The following is a 20,447-nucleotide window of genomic DNA, read 5'->3' as shown; positions in this document are numbered from 1 at the left end:
AATTTTTGGATTTCTACTTTTTTAGCTTACCATTAAAAGGAAATTTACATTTTTTCTTTTTAAAATTGATGCAATGATGGAGTTTTTTAGGGTAAATCATGTTGGACTATATAGTCAGCTCCTTTGTTCAAAACCTCATCAATAATATCCATATGGGCATACAATGCATCCATTGATACAATTGCTCCACTGACATCCATAGCCTCCAGCAAGGCGGGCACTGCTTGGGTTTCACTAGCTTTTTCAGCTACCTTCTCTTGAGCAATTACTAAGCGTCCTTCGGCAGCAAATATCTCGACAATATGCGCAATATTCTTATTATCTGAAACGCCTTTTAGCCGCTTTCCATCTATCACCAAGAGCTGATCTTTCATTTCTTGCGGTAAGCCTTGCAGCCAGCGATTAATCAATTCCTTAAATGCTTGTGGATGGACCCTAGCAAGAAACCACCAGAGGGTATCATAAGAGGGTGCAGCTACCTTTAATCCTATTAGATCAGCAAACCAGCTGGCTCTTATTTCTGCAAAATGAGCAATCTCAGCCACGGTATTACATCCTGCTAGATACCCAGAAAGTGTAATCAAAAACAAATACCATATAGGATAAATACATCGCTTGCTTATACGAGGATCTGGAAAATCTGCAAAGTTAGATCTTACGCTTTCTCTAAATCTCTCTAAATCAATCTCTTCTTGCAAATCAGCAAAATTTTTATCAGTGGTTTTTCTTCTGGCCATTGTTACCTCCTTCTTTTAAAAAGAAGATGATTCTAGATTTATATAGCATTTGTCAAATCTTTCTCATCAAAACGCCCTGAATAAGCAAACTGATTGTCCAGTGAGAGTATTCCATAAATGAGAGAAAAAATAATGAACTATATAAATATGAATTAAGGCAAGTTTTCAAAAAATGAAGCTTGCCCAGTTATAATTATGATCCTTAAATTTTTGTATCATTTACCTTTTTCTCACAATTATCTTGAGTTTTTACTGTATTACTTTTAGCTTTTTTCTTAGTATCCTTAATTTTATTTTTTACTTTTGCTTCATCCCATTTTTCTCTCCCCTTTTCTATAGCATCATTATATTTATCTTTAACCGCATTTTTAAATTTTTTATATTAGTATTTCCTTTGTTTAAAGCATTATTTAACTCCTTTCAAGGAATAGCACACAAACCGCTTGCTGATAGGCATGTAAAGCAAATAACACCTAAAGCTATAAGAATTAAATTTAGTTTTTTCATAAGGCCTCCCTTAATGCCTTTATTTCGAGATTGCATCCATAACTTTAAAATTATACGCTTTTAAAGCACTTCTTATACATCCGCGTACTTTATAAAATCCCTCGTACTAAGTAGAGAAGCATATTACAGAGGGTTGGCTATGCAGACTAAGTATTATAAAGGTATATTATTTACTGTTTGCCTGTAATTTAAGCCTGCAATCGAGCCCTTAAATATAACAAACTTTCAAAAACAGATCCAAACCATCTTAAAAGCACGCAGTTATTGTCAATGAAGGCATATCTTTTTAAAGGAGTCTAAATTTTAACAGCTATGGGGATGTTAATATAAACAGGCGAGAACAGCTGACAATAAGATATGAGCAGAAATTTAAAAGAGATTCTATACAAATAATTATTTAAAAAAATAGCCACACACTTTTTCTTGCCCCGTTACTTCCCAAATGTCGCTTCCAAAAGAAATTAAATTCTAAATAACAACAGCTTTTCAAAAAAAGTATGACAATTACTTTTAAGCAAAAGTTTGTATTCTACTGTAAATACAGAGCTAAAAAATCATTGGGTCACTGTTTTGCTCTTATCGTAACGCTTACTTAGCCATATAATTAGTAGAATAGATATTCCAGCTATAATCAATTCTAAGGGATGTTCATCTAAGAAGCAGAGAATACAAGACCAGTAGGGGCCGAAAAAATAACCAATCGCAAGAAAAACTGTAGCCCATAAAAAAGCCCCGCTATACGCAAAAAGAGCAAAGCTTGTATAAGTGAGTTCTGTCATCCCCGCGAGAACGCCAGTAAGATGCCTCACTCCCGGGATAAAATATCCAAATGTAAGAGTCCATTTCCCAAGATATTCATACCAATCATGTGCTTTCTTTAAGCGCGCTTCATTGATACCAATCCACTTACCATACTTTTTAATAATAAAATGACCTGCTGTTTTTCCTAACATATAGCTTAAGGTAATGCCACACATAGAACCTAGATACGCTGCCATAAGAGTAGGAATTGTATACAAATGCCCTTGATGAATCATAACCCCTGAGATAACCATAAGCGTTTCATCAGGAATCGGAAGAGCAACAATTCCAAGTGCTAGCAAGAAGAAAAGAGCCATGCTTCCATATTGTAATAACCATAGAGAAAAGGTATCGTTTAAATATTCCATAAGCTTGCAATGGTGGTGTGTATTGTGTATGGGATATCAGCTTAGCTAAAATTAACTTTTTTACCAAAGTGTAATGCTAAATAGACCTATAAAAAGCAAAATTAAGGCCTCCTGGGGAGAAAAACAAATTTTTTTCCTCTCTTTTTTATATATAAGTAGAAGCTTTAAAACTTAACTTTTAAGCTATCTTAAAGAGTGAAGAGACAATTATCTTGCTTTCTTTATTATAAGTAGCTTATGAATGTAAGCTAGTTACTGCTCTCTAAAAGAAGAAACAATTGCTACACTATAACATTTATTTTAAATAAAAATATTATAAAGGAGTAAACCTATGCTGATAACTATTGGTATTATTATCACGGTTCTTGCTGTTGTAGCGCTCTCGTTAATAGGAATTTATAATAGACTCATAGAAACGCGCAATCAGGTGAAAAATGCCTGGAGCCAAATCGATGTCCAACTACAGCGTCGCTATGATTTAATACCCAATTTAGTAGAGACAGTAAAAGGCTATATGGAATATGAAAAGTCGACCTTAGAAGCTGTTATCGAAGCCAGGAGCCAGGCAGCTGCAATAAGAGAACAAATAAAAAAAACTGGATTACCGTCCCACCAAGCCATCAAAGAATTAATGAGCACTGAGGCCAGCCTTAAAGCAGGTCTAGGAAACATTTATGCTTTGGCAGAAAATTATCCTCAACTTAAAGCTAGCAACACCATGCATAACCTACAAGAAGAACTGAGTACAACAGAAAATAAAGTTGCTTTTGCTAGGCAAGCTTATAACGATCAGGTATTAGCTTATAATAATATTCAGCAAAAGTTTCCCGCAGCTCTTATCGCTAAATCTTTAGGTCACCAGCCTGCTGAGCTATATGAAGCAGAGTCTGAAGAATCTAAAAAAGCTGTAAAGGTTTCTTTTTCTTCGTAGACAAGAAAAATTAAATTTACTTTAAGTTTGCCAATCTATGCTAAAAGCAAATAAAGGATGAGGATGTAGTTTTTATGGCTATAAACTTTTGGGAAGCTCAGAAAAAAGCGCGTTCAAAAACAAGACTATATTTAGGTCTTTTTTTAGCGCTCACGCTTTTAATTTCCGTATTAGTTGAATATATGATGCGCAATTTAGCTAAAGATAGTTATCATCCTCCCCTCCCTTTACTCGGTTTGGCCTTCTTAATTATCACTTGTGGTATCGCCTTGTTAGAATATAGCCATTATAAGTCACAGGGAGGCGCCTACGTAGCTCGCTCCTTAGGGGCTCGGCTTATAGATGGCCCCGCAAGTAATCTGAAAGAACAACAGCTGTTAAATATTGTGCAAGAAATAGCTCTAGCTTCTTCGTTGCCTGTCCCCCCTGTATACCTAGTGCCCACAGACGCTATCAATGCTTTTACAGCAGGCTTAACACCGGGAGATGCAGTCATCGCTGTTACCAAAGGATCACTAGATAAACTTAATCGAGAAGAACTACAAGGGGTCATTGCGCATGAATTTGGCCATATTTATAATGGTGATATAAAGATTAGCATGCGCCTTGCTGCTATGATAATGGGCTTCTTTTATGCTTTATATATTGGAATGCGAATCCTTCAATTTGCTTCTCACTCTAAAGAAAGAAGAAAAAAAAAAGAAAATAGTCCGGTAATTATTGCAGCCCTTATTATATTTTTGGCAGGAGCTTTAACCTGGATTATGGGCTCTATTTTAAAAGCAGCGGTAAGCCGTGAGCGTGAATATTTAGCAGATGCTTGTGCTGTACAATTTGCAAGGAATTCCGCGGGTATTATTCAAGCCCTTATAAAAATTGAAAAAGCAGCGGATGAAGATATGCCTTTAAAAGGAATGGCTTATTCTCACCTATATTTTAATGATAGAATCAGCTTGACCAATCTATTCTCTACTCATCCCCCTATAAGAAAAAGAATAGTGGCCCTTGAAGGAGGAGAATATATGCCTATAGAATGGCGCCAAGATAAAATTCTACAGCATTAAAATTTATAGAAGATAAACTTTATTAAAATGGCTTTTTTTAGAAGCTCCCCCGCTTATTAAGTAAATTCTTGCTTCTCTTGTTACTTGCGGGGCATCATTTAAAGCAGCCAAATGTTCCCTTAAACGTAGGGAAATTGGTATTCTTTAAATTTATCCCCTTTTTTCTAAACTTTCTCTACTTACAATTTTTTTCTATCAAATAATCTACTGAAGCTCTACCCGGGCCAAAAGCAAAAACAACCAGACTCGCACACAAATAAATAAATGCAAGCTGGGTAAGAAGCTGCTCAGGTGCACTATAAGCATTTAACAAAGCATCATAATGAGCAGTGTAAAGAGCAACAAGCATTACTATAGACAGAGCAAAAGCTGCTAATCTTGCTCCTAACCCTAATAATAGGCAAGCTCCTCCCACTAATTCAATTAGACTAGCAGCGTAAGCATTGAAGAGAGGATAAAAGATACCTAAGCTAGCAAAAGCCTCAGCAGTACCATAGATGTTTTGAAGTTTCCCTAGCCCAGACCAAAAAAATGACCAGCCAAAATATATACGTAGGGCTAGCAAAAATAACGACTGCGAAGTAGCCGCAGCTTTATTAAATTTTAAATAAAAATCTTTTAAAAATAAATTTTTCATCATTAACTCGCGGTAAAAGGTTATTTGTTTTGCCATGCATGGCGTCTTACTGTTTGCTCAAAATAGCTAACAAAATCTGTTGCTTATAACTACTCCAAAAAAATAATGATTTTACCGAATATCGAGATAAATTAAAGAAGATAATAGCATTTTTATTAACTTTTGTGCCCAGCCCTTAATTTCTTCTCACTTTAATCCTACTCCCCTATAGAAAAAGGAAGCCTACAAATTAAGAGGAGACTTTTATTTCTAAGGCTAGAAAAAATTTCTTTTTCATGCTTTTCTTCCCAAAGAAACTTTAAGTTGTATCTTCCCTCGCCTATAAGACTACTACATGCAACACCATTTTGCACTCTCTATCCTAGGAACTTTTGTCTATAACAGGGCGCATTTCTTAAGGGGAACTCCCTCTAAAATAATCTTTTTAGAAAAAAATTGAAGTAAATTTAAAAGCCTGCTTTATTAAGACAAATTAACAGTTAAAGGCAAAATTTTTATGCGTCCCTCCAAAATTATAGATCGAATCAGCCTTGCTATAGCGATAGCAGCGCTATTTTTTAGTTTTATTCTTTTCTATCGCGAGACATTCGAGGCAAAGCAAAGTTTTGCAGCAGCTATTATGTTAGCAGCGCTTGTTTGGTTATCCTATATCATGCTACGTTGTCTATTATTAGCCTTAAAAAAGTAGGTCTAAAAAATGTTAAAGTCATTCATTAGCTGCACTTTCCTCTTGTGCAATTCTTTATCCCTATTGGCAATAGAAACTTCATGCACCTTTGACATAGCGTCGAAAACATACTTAAACATTGAGCCCACTCAGCCTCAGCAACACTTAATAGTGCATAATTATAGCTTGAAAAACATTTCTTCGGAAGTTATCTCCGATCTATTTTTGTCCGTTAATATGGATAGAGAAGAACAAAAACAGATAGGAATACAACAGCTTGAAAAAAAAGAAAGTTTGTGGGGATGGTGGCAAAAGCACCAGTTAAAGATAGCAGAAAATGAAGCTTACTCTTCTTTATTGGGGTGCAGTATAAACTTGCCGTCTAGAAAGGTGCCCTCTAATACGCGTCATTTACAAGAATTTTACTTTGATAATCAATGGCATCTTATAGACCAAGAGCGCCAATTAGGCTATCTTGCCTTAGACAATCATACGCTTGCAGGTTATGAAGAGGTGGCAGATGACCCTTTTTTAGTACTAAGAACAAAAGCTTCGGATCTTGAAAGCTCGTTTGATTTCTCAACATCAAGTAGGAATTTTGCTCATTTAGATATCTTTCCTAAAGAATTTGATGGCTTTGAACCGCAAGATGTTAAGCCGAGCATGCAATGGACAAACAAGTCATCTACTTTATATCCCCAAGAAACGCTTACTTTTTATCCTAATGGCTTTGTAGAACAAACTGTAATTTTAGCAGAACGTACTTTATCTTCTTCTATCGTGTATCTTACCTCTGCTTATCCTATCGTCCAGCTTATCAATCATACTCCTGAAGAGATTATACTTGAAAACCAGAAGAAAATTATAGCTCCTCAAAGTACATATGATTTTGAAGTCCCTATATGGACTGTAGAGATAAGAGCCAAGGACCCTACCGGAACCCTTACGCTTGTGGGGCAAAATTGCGAAAAACATCTATGGACTCTTGGATCAAATGTAGTGGACATAGGAACAAAGAAAGATGTGGGCACCACCTTGCTAACCGTCCGTTATGATTTAGAATTGAAGAAAAGTCCCAATGTTTGCATTGTCAACTCTAGCGCGCACTTTGATCATACCTCTCCTTACTTTGATTTATCTTCGCTTAGTAGCCCCACGGAAAAAATATGGTGGCAAATATCTACGGATGCCAATTTTGATTATCTTATTCCTAACTTTCAAGGCATAGAGGATTTTAAAAATAGAGTGATTGTTGATAAGCTAACTGAGACTTTTTTTAACTCCCACACAAACTACTATTTTCGTGTTAAAACTTTACAAGATAGCTGTTGGAGCGAATGGTCGACACCCTTTAAATTTACTGTGGATAAGCCTAAACCTATTGCTCATCCCCTGTTTAAAAAGACAGGTGAAAAAGAATATGAGATTAGTTGGGAACCCTCCGAATTTTCAGATACGCAATATCATATTTTTGCCTCCAATGCATTAGATTTCATCCCCTCTCTCTACACGCACCAGCAGTTTAATTGGCTGGATCATGATCAACAGTTATTTGATGAAGTCAATAATTGGATAATCTCTACATCCAAGTGTTCCATAAAAATTGGGTCCGATTATGCCTTTTATCGCATTATCGCCGAAAGAGAAGGACAATACTCTACACCTTCACCTCTTATTCGGGTGTATGATTATGAATTAACTATTCCCCGTACCGTACTTCAAATCCCAAGCTATTCATTACAAGAAGAAGCTAGAAGAATAGAGTTTCCGCCCCCCTATGTCCATCTAGCAGTGCCTTTTCATCCGCCTATTTTCAAAAGTGCAAATGCTCCTTCCCTCTATCCTAACTATTATGTCCAACCTTCTCATATAGAGCCAAGCATTTGGCTACATTTACAACCTTTTTTCTTACCTGAGAATCACCCAATTAAGCCTCGACTAGATCGTCTCTTTAGTAAGCGGGTGACTCAAAATAAAGAGACCTTGCAAAAGGCAGGATTCATGCAGCCCACTCCTATGCGTTTTAGTAAAACCATTGTAACAAGAAATAAGAATATTCCTGGTTTCATCTTTAAATTTTTTGGAGATGATCAAATGGAAATTAATGATTGGCAGCGTTGTTATGCCCGTGTCACAGGCGCTATTTCTATCCAAGAGGCGTTGAATCGGCACCATATTAATCACCTCTTTGTAGTTCCAACTAAATGGATATACCCTTTACCGGAGGCTCCCTATCCTTCAAAACAAACTAATCTACAAAGAAAAAATTTTATCGTTATAGAAAACGAAATTGATATTTACTCTGGAAAAGAAAATAATAAAATGTGGAAAAGTCCTATAATTAATCAACATACTCTTTCTTGGATTTATATCCTCCTTCAGGAGCTAGGACTTAATGACTCCCCTTATAATTTTAACATGCCCATCACTAAAGATAATAGAATTGCTTTTGTGGATACTGAACATCATCATAAATGGCCTGTACCTTTAAAAAAGCTTTGGCAGTTTTTGTCTCCCCCGATGAGAGATTTTTGGAATCACTTATGTGAGGAAAAAAACTTATAAAAAGCTTTTTCTTCTGTATTTGCCTAAAAAATTTATGTTTTTAAAATTGTTAATTCTCTCAACTCCTCCTCAAATATCTATCTGTCTATCCTTCTGTCTTTTATGAAATAACGCGCAAAAATTACTTTCTCTTAAAAATATTTATCTGTAATAAATAAATTTATAGTCGCTATAAGAAATTTGTTTACATATTTTTTTACAAGGTTGATTTTATGAATCCTTTATCATCTCCGTGTTCAACGAGCTCATCTATCCAGCCTTCCACGCCAGAAGCTCATTCCTCCAATCTCTCACCTATTTCTTCTATTTCGGCCAGTGGACGCGATGCTATTAATCAAAAAATAATCAATTTGGTTAGAGAATTTAACGAATTAAATATGGAAAATAAAAGGTTAAATAAAAAATATTGTGATTTAGAACAGGAAAAAGAAAATTATAGATCAAAAAATGAAAAATTAGAGAATAAATATAAAACCCTTAAAATAGTAAATGATAAATATAAGACACAAAACGCCCAGTTAAGCCAAGAATGTACCACTATTAATACACTTTATCATTTGCTTTTATCCTCACCCGTTACAAATAGATTTAAAAAAGAGCATGAGACCTCCGGCGGAGACTTATTATTGCATTTTAGTAACAAAATTAGTACCTTATGCAATAGAATTGAACTAGAAGAAATTGGAAATAAAGAATTAAGCTTATCTAGCCAACAAGAAAAATTGAATATTTATATCAACACTTTCAACGAAATTAAAAAAGAGATCATCGAAAGCCTTCTTATGGACACCTTGATAGACATGAATACTAGAAACGAAAAAGAACCTATCCGCGATATAGATAGAAATGTATACATTGATAAATTTAACTTTATGTTAAAGAATTTTCGTAAAATGGGCAAACTTCTTCAAAGCTTAACGGTAAAGTTATATCCCCATGACCCCAGATTGCAAGCTTTAACGCGTTTTTATTATTGGGGCTCTGCTGAGCCTCAGGTCATCTACCTAGCTCCAGGCGATACTGAAAAAGAAATATTTGAAGCTTCAAGCTCTATTACTGAAAGGCTTATCCGTTGGAGCTTCCAAGAAGTTGATACGCCGGAAAATCTTATAAAAAAGAAAGAAAATAGCAACCACTCCTTTTCACAGCCTTTATAAGACAAAGACTTAAGTAAAAATACTTCTAGCAAATGCTTCCAAAAATAAAACCTGAATTGTTTTCGTTATCATCTAGCTTAGTAAATTACTTTTACACTGCTTTTTCCTCAGCTTTATAGTAATATCCCCATACGCCTTTGATAAGCTTGCTTAAAAGCCCATAAATAGCCACGCCCACAATCACTCCTATTCCTGCGTAGATAGCTCCTTCAGAGGTAAAGGAAATGCCTATTTTATAAGATTGCCATGTTAATTTGGCAATTTTCCAATCACCATACTCTATAAATAAAAAAGGCTTAAAATAGATAGAAGCTTGCTGCAATGCTTGAAAGCTGTCATTGAGTGTATAGTAACGTTCAAGCATATTATTCATTAAAGTACCTTGCAGCTGGAAATCCGCATCTGTGCTATTCAAGAATTTAGCAATATACTGCTGTAAAGATTTTCCTGTAACCGAAGCGGCGCTTTGCATTGCCTGCAGCTGAATTTTCAATTCTTCAACATGCCCTAATAAATTCTGTTGGTATTGTTGGATAAATAAAGGAAATTGAGAAAAAGCTAAAGCACCCATGACAGCAAACAATCGATCGATTAGACCTACTAAGCCCTTAAGCACTAATGATCCCCTGGATAATAAGGCTCTACATGGACGGTGACATCCCTGACCGCCGGCCAAGCTTTTTGAATCTCAGCACGCACATTTTGAGTAATTTGATGAGCTAACGTTACAGACATATGAGGATCGACTTCAATATCAATATTAATATGAGCATCCGGCCCATACTGTTGAATGCGTATTTTTTCTGTTTCTTTCACTCCTTTCACGCTTAAGGCAGCAAACCTTACCTTATCAAAATATTCTTTAGCAGGAATTTTATCAATGAGCTGATAAAGATTATTTTTTGCTGCATATACTCCTATACCTATCATAAAGCCTGCGATAGCTTGAGCTCCTAAATGATCAGTTAAAGCACTTAAAGCAGGATAATAACTTCCTAAAATTAAGGCCAGGGCTGCTATAGCACTCGTGATGCCATCCAAACGATAATGCAAGGCATCAGCGGCTAAAGCAGGACTGTTTTGCTTTTTAGCTGTATTTATCACCAATCGATAGCAAATTTCCAATAAAACAACAGCCAGGGCAGGAATTATCCATGCATGAGCTGTTACAGCCTGTAACTCGTTGTTATCTACAAAAAGGTGAAAAAACTGTTGAAAGAAGGCCAACAAGCCAATAAAGACTATGACTATGCCAATTTGCATTCCTACCAAAGGCTCGAAGCGCCCATGTCCAAAGGGATGGTTCTTATCTGGAGGTCGCTCAGCAAATTTTATAAAATAAATTAAAGAAATACTAAAAAAAACATCTACAAAACTTGAGATAGCATCAAGTGTTAAAGCAGAACTGCCAAAAGCCCATGCTCCCATGCTTTCAGCCCAGATAATAAGTAAACGTATATAAACCCCTCTTTTAGCAGAAAGGATAAGCTGACGATTACGCTCGCGACGAGCTATGGATACATAGGAAGGAAGTTTAACAGGATCAGGATAATGGCTCATAAACTTAAAATATAAAGAATGGAGGATAAACGATAAAGAATTATATTCCTTCTCTCTGCAATGGGATTATCAAAAGTACTTCTCGCCCCTAAAGGCGGATAAATTAGCTTACTAACGCTGATTATCGGATGAGATAATAGGCTAAAGCCTTTCAAATCATCTCCTAAGCTGTAAGCTAACTCATTAACTTTTGTTTTTCCGCGCAAGTCAATTGCATGGCAGGGCTTACTAGATTTGTAAGCATAGATTGCTCTTGGGCTGATTAGATTGTCAAGATAAAGCTTTTTATATTTACTTATTTAAGACTACTTCATCTGCTAACATGCCAGATAAATGAAGAGAGGGTATGCTGTTTATTTTTTATTTAGCCTAATTTCTGAAATGCTTTATTACAATTTACTCCCTTTACAGAAATAGTTTTAAGCGCTACTATAATATAAAGTAATATTTAATCGTAAGCCTTTAAAATGGAGCCATTTAAATGGTTAATCATGATTCCTCTCCCCCCTCTTTACTCCGAAAGAGCTTTACTATCATTTGGCGGACTTTAATCACGACTCTCTTAGCCGTTTTAATGGGTATAATTTTTTTACCCTCTATTCTTTCCACCAAGTGGGGGAATAAAGAGCTAGAAAGACTAATCAATTCCCAGATTGCAGGAAAAATAACTTTCCAACATTTAACGCTTAGCTGGTTTGGGGAGCAAACATTAACACATACTTTCCTTTTCAATAAGGAAGAGCAAAAAATTGGGTCATTAGATAGAGCTGTTGCAAAAACTCCTCTTTGGAAGCTACTTTATAATCAGGGAAAAAATGGAAATTTCGAGTTTAGTAGGCTTAATGCAGAAATTATTCAATATCCTGAAGGCCATACAAACATTCATTATGCCCTGCAAGCTAAGAATTCCCCTAACATATCCTTCAAGAAACAATCATCAGCAATTTCATTGAAAGACATGTCCCTATCTACTTCACTTGAAAAAGATAAAGATAATTATATTTATATAAGGGGACATACTGTTAGAGACCAGCAAGAGGGTTTTTTTAATCTCCAAACTTCAATAAATCATCAGAAAAACAGCTCTAAATTTGCTATTTCCCAGCCTTTCAATTCTCAGCCTATAGAAGCTATTCAATTGCACCTCGAGGCAAGAGACTTCCCCGTGGGTGTATTGGATGAAACAATAACCCTTTTAGATCCTCGCTATCGTGGCCTATTAACGGCCTTGTTAGGAGAAACATTAAACTTGCAACTTCACCAATCTAGCAATCCAGAGGGAATTGCTTTGAAGTTAGATATTAAATCACCTTGGGTGCAAGGCATGATAAGTGGCTTATTAAAAGATGATCGCATCCTTGTAAAAGAATCGGATTCTATTGAAATTAATTTACAGCCTCATTTTGTAAATCTTATTAACCAGTTCGTTTCTGAGCATCATAAATTTCAGCTCAAACACGCTACTAAAGGACATTTTAATCTAAATGCCATGGAATTGGTGGTTGCTTCTGGAAAAAAAAGTAAGAACTACATTGATGTTATCAATTCCTATATGCAAGCAAAGTTAGTAATCGATCAAGCTGATCTGTCGTTCTCACAACCAATAGGAAATATTTCTTTGAAAAAATTTAATCTGATGCTTGATGCATTAGATAAAAGCAGTAAAATCATCCTTAACATTAATAGCCAAATTCTAAGAAATCATTCTCTTACTCAGATGAATTTCAAGGGTCAGCTAAATAAGATTTTTAAGCCTAAAATTGCTAGCTTGTTAAAAAATGCAGAAATGTCATTGGATCTTAAAGGGCTTCCGCTTTTACTTGTGGAAGAGATGAGTAGTCATCGTCATTTACTTGTAGACACTTTAGGTCAGACTTTTGATGCGCAAATTAATTTTTCTTATAAAGACTTCCCTCTTCTTGCTCTTAAATTTACTTCTGACACCCTTGACATGGATACTATCTACTTAAACTTCTCACCTCATCTAACCTTAATGGAGCCTACCAGGATTAATTATCAACTTTCCTCTTCATTATTAAATAAATGGGGCCTTCATAAGTATTCTATAAAATCTCAAGGCTTGGTACCCATAGAAGTTATCCTAAAAAAAATAGAAATACCTACGCTTGATATTGAAGGATTGAGAAAAGCAACTCTTGCTGCTCAGATCAGTATCCCGCAAATTAATCTTATTAGCTTTAACAATGAAGGGCTGCTTGAAGTTACCCACGTTCAGGGAGAACTGGAAGGAAAGCTGTTAGGGAGAAGTAGAACAACTTTTACAGCTAAATTGGCTCCTGCCCCTAATAATCTGTCTTTAAAGCATTTGCTGGGTACGGAGGCTGATCTGCAATTAATTGCTGACATAGAAAATAAGCCTGCAGGAGTAATGATAGAAGAACTTAAAGCAGAAATTAACAGTTCTTTAGGGCAAGCCCAATTTAGCGGACGCTTAGAAAATTTTGAAAAACTTTTTCTTACTTCCCCTGCTACGATTAGCTACACCTTGACACCTAAGGCTCTAAAGGCTTTAAGCCTTAACACTACCTCCCTAAAGGAGCCTTCAAAAATTTATATAAGCATGGAGGTAGACAAAAAGGGCATCAACTTCCTGGACTTAACATCTTCAAATTTTAAAGGTTTTATCAAAATTGATCAGCTCAAACTGTCCGAAAATGCAGGCGCTCTTCACCATTTGTCCCTACCGTGGGAAGTTAAGGAGGTTGATAATAGCATTCACCTGCAAATCGAAGGTCTAACTAACTTATATGGTGCCCACGAGGAGGGCTCGATAAATGGCTTAATCCGCCTAAGTAACTGGGGAGAGGGAGGCCAATTAAATTTTTCTAAAATGCAGCTACAAAGCAAGCTTAAACTTGTTAACTTTCCTGTCATTCTTCTAGAAAAAATTAGTGGATATCAGGATTTGAGCATCCTTATAGGAAAATCGTTTAATATGGATGCTTTGATTGATCTCTCCAAATTTAATCAGCCAGAAGGCCATATGCAGTTAGCATGGAGTGGCAAAGGAACTAAAGGACAAGGAGATTTCAAAATTCAAGAGGGAATGATTATAGCTGAGAGCAGCTCCCCATGTACCGCTCAATTTACCTTAACTCCCGAGCGCTTTCAGATCATTCGGCAACGCATGCTAAATCCAAATAAAAGATCACCACACGTTATTTTAACCGATTCCTCCACAATTTTATTGGATATAAATTCCCTTGCCTTTCCCTTGCAGGCTAACGATCATCCTCATTGGTTAAACGCAAGTATCAATTCTCACATCTACGTGGATCATCTAAATATTGACGATAAAAGCACTCCTAGCCATGTCTGGATTAAAAACATTCAAGGAAAAGTTAAAAGCCAGCAGCTAGCCCAAAGCATTGCTTTTTCTTTGAAAGGAGAACATGGCGTGGTATCCGATCATTCCTCTCTTCCCTTTTCAGTCATGGGTCAAATGACTCATTTATTTACCCCCTCTGGTAAGTTAAACACGGATAATTTAACCATGTCGCTTAAGGCTCAATGTAAGCAGTTTCCTGTCAAAGCTTTAACTCAATTTGCAAGTGTAGGAAATCTTTTACCTCAACGCATTTCGGCCATTTTAGGCGATGAGGTAAACGCTGATGTACGTATCGAGATTGATCGTTTACATGGGCCCATCATTGCTAATTTAAATGGAAAAAGAGGAAGCATTGCTTTAGATGCAACCTTAAAAAAGGGTATTTTAACCCTTAACCAAGATTTTCACACCCAGGTAGCTCTCACCCCCGAATTAGGTAAATATATATTAGAAGATATTTTTCCTTTAACTAAAGGATTAATTGGGTCGGATAATCCTCTTAATATTAATATTAAGGCAGCAGGATTTAGCTTACCCATCAAAAACTTCGATATTAAAGCGGTTAAAGTAGGCTCTGCCTCTTTAGAACTTGGAAAAGTACGTTTTAAGAAAGAGGGGCAATTAGGTTCTATTCTAAGTCTGTTTAACACGACTAAAAGCGATAATATCTGCGTGTGGTTTACACCTTTATACATAAATATGCAGGCAGGGAAGATGCTGTTCCAGCGTATGGATATGTTAATTATGAATACATACCCTATCGCTACCTGGGGAAGTGTAAATCTGGATAAGCACCGCGTGGATATGACAATTGGCCTGACGGCTCAATCTTTAATTAACGGCTTTAACATCACCGGTTTGAAAGAAGATTACATGTTACACATCCCTTTTAAAGGCAAAATTAACCATGCTTCTATCGATACAAAAAGAGCAACAGCAAAGATTGCGGCTTTAGTAGCTGCTAATCGAGGACCTGAAGGAAGGTTAATTGGCACTGCGCTGCATATTGCTGCAGGTGGCTTAAAAGAGGAAAAAGCTCCTGCTCCTACGACTCATCCTCTTCCATGGACTACAGCAAATGGAACGCTGAGTTCGGACGAGACATTACCCCCTAATTCCAGTTCTTCTAGCCATCCTTTGCATAAGGTAGAAGAAAAAGCTTCGTCTTTGTTGCGTAATTTATTGCCCTTTTAGGTTAAAGTACCTTTAAAAAAATGTACGCAAAAATATTTATAATTTCTTTTCTCTCCCAAACCGTAATTCTTGACCACCTTTTAGAATAATAGAATTTTTGGTAAGGGGGCGCTAAGCATCTAAGAATGATTGTATGGCGTTCTCTCAAATTTATAAGGGGATATTTTAAAATTCCTCTTTTACTTTCTCAACGCCATCAATCTAATCATCGATAGATGTAATAGCTCAGACGTATAGATCTTACAAAAAGAGTCATCAATAAAATATTAAGTCCTTTTGGCATGCTAGATTTGCTATTGTAAAGCCATGAATGCAGATAACCCACATGCCCTACCATCTATTTCCGGTAAAGAGTTTAGTTCTTTTCCAGCTTCCATTCACATTTGACCTATCCAAAAACCTGTTAAACTAAACGTAAAAAATCCTGGCCATTATCCTTTCAAGGGCACTATATCCTCTAAAGTCTTTCTTGCCTGGCTTCAGCAGCCCTGTTTGATATTAGATTTGATTGGTAAGTCCTGAAGAGCCCTCAATTTGGCTGAGGCTATCTAATCGCCTCCGCCATATAGCAACTTCTGTGGGTAGCTTTTCTTTTAATTCTTCGTAGTTAAGCTTTATTGTTTGTTCGGAGGAATAAATTGTTCTTTTATCAGAAATTTGAAATTGCTGGCTCTTAACTGAAAAACTGCTCTCAGTAAAAAAACAAATTTTAGCAATTAAAGGAAATGCTTGAATGTTCATTTTCAATAAAGCATTTTTATCGATTTCTTTCAAAGCAGCGGCAGCAGACATTTTGGCATCTCGGTCGCCCTTCTCTAGAATTTGGATGAGATCATCTAGCACTCCTTTGGAGAGCTCGCCTCCCTGCTGTACCACTGTGCCTAGGGCACTGATAGCAAAACTTTTGGCACTGTAGTCGCCCTCTAGGAGAATTTGGAAGAGAGCATCTACAACCCTCTTAGTAAGCTTACATTCATACTTTGTCCCTGCTCCTAAGGTCCTGGCAATAAACATTTGCGCCTCAAAATCAACCTCCTGCTCTTGGAAAATTTGGATAAAAGAGTCTAGTGCTTTTTTAGGGAGCTTTCCTCTTCGCTGTGCCACTATTCCTAGGACGTGGGCAGCAGAACTTATGGCAGCAGAATCGCCTTTTTTAAGGATCAGGATGAGAGCATTTATCGCTTTTTTAGGAAGCTTGCTTCCTTGCCATGCCACTGCTCCTAAAACGTGGGCAGCAGAATTTATGGCGACAGAATCGTCCTCGTTGAGGATTCGGCTGAGAGCATCTAGTACTTCTTTCGGAAGCTCGCCTCCTTGATGTACCACTTTTTCTAGAACGTGGGCAGCAGAATTTATAGCGGCAGAATCGCCTTCTTTGAGAATTCGGCTGAGAGCATCTAGTGTTTCTTCAGCAAGCTCGCCTCCTTGGTGTGTCACTTTTCTTAGAGCTTCAACAGCAGACGTTTTAGTATATAAATCGCCTTTTGTGAGAATTTGGATGAGAGCATCTATCGCTTTTTTAGGAAGCTTGCCTCTTTGCTCTGCCACTACTCCTAGAACATAGGCAGCAGAACTTATGGCAGCAGAATCGCCTTGGTGAAAAATCAGGATAAGAGCATCTATAGCTTCTGCAGAAAGCTCGCCTCCATGCTCTACTACTTTTCTTAGTGCATCACTAGCCAACGTTTTAGCATATGAATCGCCTTTATGAAGAATTTGGATGAGAGCATCTATAGCTTCTGCAGAAAGCTCACCTTCATGCTTTACCACTTCTTTTAGAGCCCAGCAAGCAGACCTTTTGGCATCAGTATCGCCTTCTTTGAGGATTTGGCTGAGAGCACTCAGTAACTCCTTAGCAAGCTCGCCTTCTTGCTGCGCGACTTTTCTTAGAGCCCAACAAGCAGACATCTTGACAGCAGAGTCACCTTTTCTGAAAAGTTGAATGAGAGCACTTATCGCTTCTGTAGGAAGCTCGCCTCCATGCTCCACCACTTCCCTTAAAGCATTACTAGCAGACATTTTGGCATCACGCTCGCCATGCTTGAGAAGTTGGGTGAAAGCATTTATTGCTTCTCCAGGAAGCTCGCCTCCATGCTGTGCAATTTCTATTAGAGCCATATCAGCAAACAATTTATGATGTAAATCGCCTTCCTGGAGAATTTGGATGAGGGCATCTAGTGCTTTCTTGAGAAGCCCGCCTCCAAATTTTACATCTTTTCCTAGTCCTTCGATAGCAGACATTTTGGTATCACAATCGCCTTCTTTGAGAATTCGGCTGAGAGCATCTAGCGCTTTTTTAGAAAGCTCACCTTCATGCTGTGAAACTGCTCCTAGGACACCTGCAGCAGACCTTATGGCATCACGATCGTCTCCATGGAGAAGTTGGATGAAAACATTTATTGCTTCTTCATTAAGCTCACCTTTATGATTTACCGCTGCGCATAGAACATAGGTAGCGTAAACTTTGGCATCACGATCGTCTTCCTGGAGAAGTTGGGTGAGAGCTTTTACCGCTTCTCTAGGAAGCTTGCCTCCTTGCTCTACCTCATCTCTTAGAGTCTTAATAGCAGACATTTTTACATCATAATCGCGTTCTTGTAGAAGTTGGGTGAGAGCATCTAGTGCTTCTTCTGGAAGCCTATCTCCTTGCTGTGCCCCTGCTCTTAGAACATAGATAGCGGTATCTTTGGTATCACGATCGCCTTCTTGGAGATCTATGATGAGAGCATTTAGCGATCCCTTAGCAAGCTTGGCTCCTTCTTGTATCACTTCTCTTAAAGCCCTACTAGCAGATACTTTGGCAGCACGATCGCCCTCCTTAATAATTTGAATGAGAGCCTCTACTGCTTTCTTAGCAACCTCGCCTCCTTGTCCTGCCACTTTTTTTAAAAGATAGATAGCGTCTTTAGCACCATAATATTTAACGTGGTCCTTAACAACCCCAGCAATAAATCTCACTATTTCTGGAACTAACCTTTGTCCTGCCCTAATGAGGTTTTCCACGTTCGCTAGCGTATTTTCCGTGGCCTGTGGGTCGGATAATAATCTTTCGATAGTATAAGTTATTTTAGGATGAGTAAGAAGATTTTTATTTCTAAGCAACATTTCAAAGTTTAAGCCTGATAAGGAGAAATGTGTAATATAGTCTTTCACAAGCTCAACGAAGCCTTCGTATTGCCTTACCTGAGCAGGATTTTGGCACTCTTCAAAACAATTTGCAATTAAATTGAGCTCACTTCTGGCAGCTAGATCGCGAGGATCAGCAAAAAGATCATCAAAAAAAGATTGTAGCGGGTTTGAATCTAAATAACGTCGATTACGTGAAGTAGACAAAGAAAGATAGCCGGCAATCATGCGCATAACTAAATTATAACGAGGCTCAAACTTATAATTATGCACAAAATCCTGGCATGCTTGTCGATTTTCTCCTCGTAGATATTGATTGGCAACTTTTGAAGCGGTTAAAAATTCTTGAAAAGTTAAGTGAATAAAGTACCCTTTTTCTTCTGGAATGCGAAGCAGCCCACAATCTATAAGCTCGTTGGCTGTGATTTCTTTACCTCTAAAGTGATCAATTTCTTCCTCCTCCAAATAAAGGGTATTTGTTTTCATGGCAAAATTAGCCATTTCTTCAAAAGCTATGGCTATTTTGGCTACTTCTTGATTATAACGCAGGTTTTTCTCTGCAAGAATTTTCTCCTTGGTTTGATTGGATTTGCCTTGATCAATTCTCCTCAAAAGAAACCATTTATACATCCAATTAACAATCCGTTCGTAAATAGCCGTCATCGTAATGGATTGAGTAGAATCAAAAACCTCTGGATCTTCGTTAAAGAGGCAGCAAAGAAGAGTCAAGTTAATGGGAATTTGCGCAAGACTTAAGACCTGGGGAGAGCTTTGAAATAAGTGGTAAAGTTTTTGTTTTTTATCTTCTGATTGAACTTGTTTGAAAAATCTATCGATATAACGTTCGACCCCTTCTTTATCAAAGCCTAAAAGCTCTAGCTCACAAGAACGGTTAAAAGAGCAGCTTCCAGGTCTTGAGGTAATTAGAATATGGGGAAATAACTCTTTTAGCTCCTTAAAGGCTGTAGCCAGGCTTGTATTTCCTTGAGCTTCTGCAGAAAGCTCGTCATAACCATCTAAAACAAGAAGAGTTTTTTCTCGCAAAGTGGCATCGTTTATACAAGCCTCAATTGCTTTTGAATCAATTTTGCCTGCATATTCCCTAGCAATAAGATCAGCGGGAGTATACTCTTTATCAGCAGGATATTTCTTTAAAGTAAGGTTTCTTAAAGGAATCCAAAAAAGATAAGAAAAAACGCCTTGCCAAAGCTCTTCTTTTGCCCAGCGATAGGCAATATAGTGGCATAAAGTGCTCTTACCAATTCCTGCCGCGCCTTGAATGTAAATTCTTTTAGCGTTTTCTTTTTCAAGGCTTTTGTGCTCGAAAAGCTTTTCAATTTCAATATTCTCTTTAGACTCATAGATAGTTTCAGAAGTTGGGAGGCGTTCATCTTGTATTTGCTCGGAATGTTTATCAAGTGCTTGATCACGCACTCTTCTTTCTTTGCTTTCAATGATCCCTAAGCGCACATAAATTTCTTCTAAAGGAACTTTAAATTCCCACTCTTGCTCTGCTTTGATCCTAAAAATAGAAAGGGTCTTCTGAGAAAGGTAAAGGCTTTGAAGAGAGTTAATGAAAGTTTGTGGATTTAGGGGTACTTGAGACAAAGGCTGCAATGCATGGTATTGAATAGTAGAGCTAATAAGCAGCCTTGCATTCTGCTCTAAGTGGATTTGACTAGCGTTAGCCTGGACATTAAAATGTCCAGGCGTGGCTTGCAAAGCGTTAAGACTGTGCTCACAACCATCTAACCCATCAGCGGAGCGTGGTTCTGATGGGCTGC

The 20,447-nt window shown here is 37.3% G+C and carries 12 protein-coding genes; 6 read left to right on the top strand and 6 right to left on the bottom strand.

Translation table 11 applies throughout. From position 1 onward, the window contains the following. Positions 1–86: 86 nt before the first annotated feature. Together NEOC84_RS07475 and NEOC84_RS07470 are read right to left on the bottom strand one after the other, a co-directional pair. Positions 87–737, bottom strand: a complete 651-nt coding sequence (locus NEOC84_RS07475; RefSeq protein WP_166157488.1) for an ISAs1 family transposase — start codon at positions 735–737, stop codon at positions 87–89. A gap of 1,061 nt (positions 738–1,798) precedes the next feature. Beyond that, positions 1,799–2,413, bottom strand: coding sequence for a DedA family protein (locus NEOC84_RS07470; RefSeq protein WP_166157485.1), 615 nt, complete (start codon positions 2,411–2,413; stop codon positions 1,799–1,801). Positions 2,414–2,744: 331 nt separating this feature from the next. On the opposite strand from NEOC84_RS07470, the gene NEOC84_RS07465 reads away from it, so the two are divergent. Together NEOC84_RS07465 and NEOC84_RS07460 are read left to right on the top strand one after the other, a co-directional pair. Further along, positions 2,745–3,344 (top strand): LemA family protein, encoded by a 600-nt coding sequence (locus NEOC84_RS07465; RefSeq protein ID WP_166157482.1) that lies wholly within the window; start codon positions 2,745–2,747, stop codon positions 3,342–3,344. A 74-nt stretch (positions 3,345–3,418) separates the two neighbouring features. Beyond that, positions 3,419–4,408: a M48 family metallopeptidase gene (locus NEOC84_RS07460; RefSeq protein WP_207391828.1), complete on the top strand. Its 990-nt coding sequence runs from the start codon at positions 3,419–3,421 to the stop codon at positions 4,406–4,408. 175 nt (positions 4,409–4,583) lie between these two features. Here the strand turns inward: NEOC84_RS07460 and NEOC84_RS07455 are convergent, their stop codons facing one another. After that, positions 4,584–5,081 (bottom strand): DoxX family protein, encoded by a 498-nt coding sequence (locus NEOC84_RS07455; RefSeq protein ID WP_166157479.1) that lies wholly within the window; start codon positions 5,079–5,081, stop codon positions 4,584–4,586. A gap of 460 nt (positions 5,082–5,541) precedes the next feature. On the opposite strand from NEOC84_RS07455, the gene NEOC84_RS07450 reads away from it, so the two are divergent. The 3 genes from NEOC84_RS07450 (at position 5,542) to NEOC84_RS07440 (ending at position 9,434) form a co-directional block, all read left to right on the top strand. Further along, on the top strand, positions 5,542–5,733 hold the full coding sequence (locus NEOC84_RS07450; protein WP_166157476.1) for a hypothetical protein: 192 nt from the start codon (positions 5,542–5,544) through the stop codon (positions 5,731–5,733). A gap of 9 nt (positions 5,734–5,742) precedes the next feature. Continuing rightward, the gene (locus NEOC84_RS07445) at positions 5,743–8,277 is read left to right on the top strand and encodes a hypothetical protein (protein WP_166157473.1); all 2,535 of its coding nucleotides are present in this window, start codon (positions 5,743–5,745) and stop codon (positions 8,275–8,277) included. A gap of 212 nt (positions 8,278–8,489) precedes the next feature. Beyond that, on the top strand, positions 8,490–9,434 hold the full coding sequence (locus NEOC84_RS07440; RefSeq protein ID WP_166157470.1) for a hypothetical protein: 945 nt from the start codon (positions 8,490–8,492) through the stop codon (positions 9,432–9,434). A gap of 91 nt (positions 9,435–9,525) precedes the next feature. On the opposite strand, the gene NEOC84_RS07435 is transcribed toward NEOC84_RS07440, so the two are convergent. Both NEOC84_RS07435 and NEOC84_RS07430 read right to left on the bottom strand, forming a co-directional pair. Continuing rightward, positions 9,526–10,050, bottom strand: a complete 525-nt coding sequence (locus NEOC84_RS07435) for a DUF2937 family protein (RefSeq protein WP_166157467.1) — start codon at positions 10,048–10,050, stop codon at positions 9,526–9,528. After that, on the bottom strand, positions 10,050–10,994 hold the full coding sequence (locus tag NEOC84_RS07430; protein ID WP_166157464.1) for a cation diffusion facilitator family transporter: 945 nt from the start codon (positions 10,992–10,994) through the stop codon (positions 10,050–10,052). Before NEOC84_RS07430 ends, NEOC84_RS07435 begins: the two co-directional genes overlap by 1 nt. 481 nt (positions 10,995–11,475) lie before the next feature. Between NEOC84_RS07430 and NEOC84_RS07425 the strand changes: the two genes are divergently transcribed. Beyond that, positions 11,476–15,537 carry a hypothetical protein gene (locus NEOC84_RS07425; RefSeq protein WP_166157461.1) on the top strand — a complete coding sequence of 1,354 codons (4,062 nt, stop codon included), beginning with the start codon at positions 11,476–11,478 and terminating at the stop codon, positions 15,535–15,537. Positions 15,538–16,035: 498 nt separating this feature from the next. Here the strand turns inward: NEOC84_RS07425 and NEOC84_RS07420 are convergent, their stop codons facing one another. Next, positions 16,036–20,385 carry an NACHT domain-containing protein gene (locus NEOC84_RS07420; RefSeq protein ID WP_166157458.1) on the bottom strand — a complete coding sequence of 1,450 codons (4,350 nt, stop codon included), beginning with the start codon at positions 20,383–20,385 and terminating at the stop codon, positions 16,036–16,038. Between the last annotated feature and the right edge of the window lie 62 nt (positions 20,386–20,447).

The sequence above is a fragment of the Neochlamydia sp. AcF84 genome (assembly GCF_011087585.1).
Taxonomy (GTDB): Bacteria; Chlamydiota; Chlamydiia; order Chlamydiales; family Parachlamydiaceae; genus Neochlamydia.
This window is presented reverse-complemented; position numbering and strand designations above follow the sequence as displayed.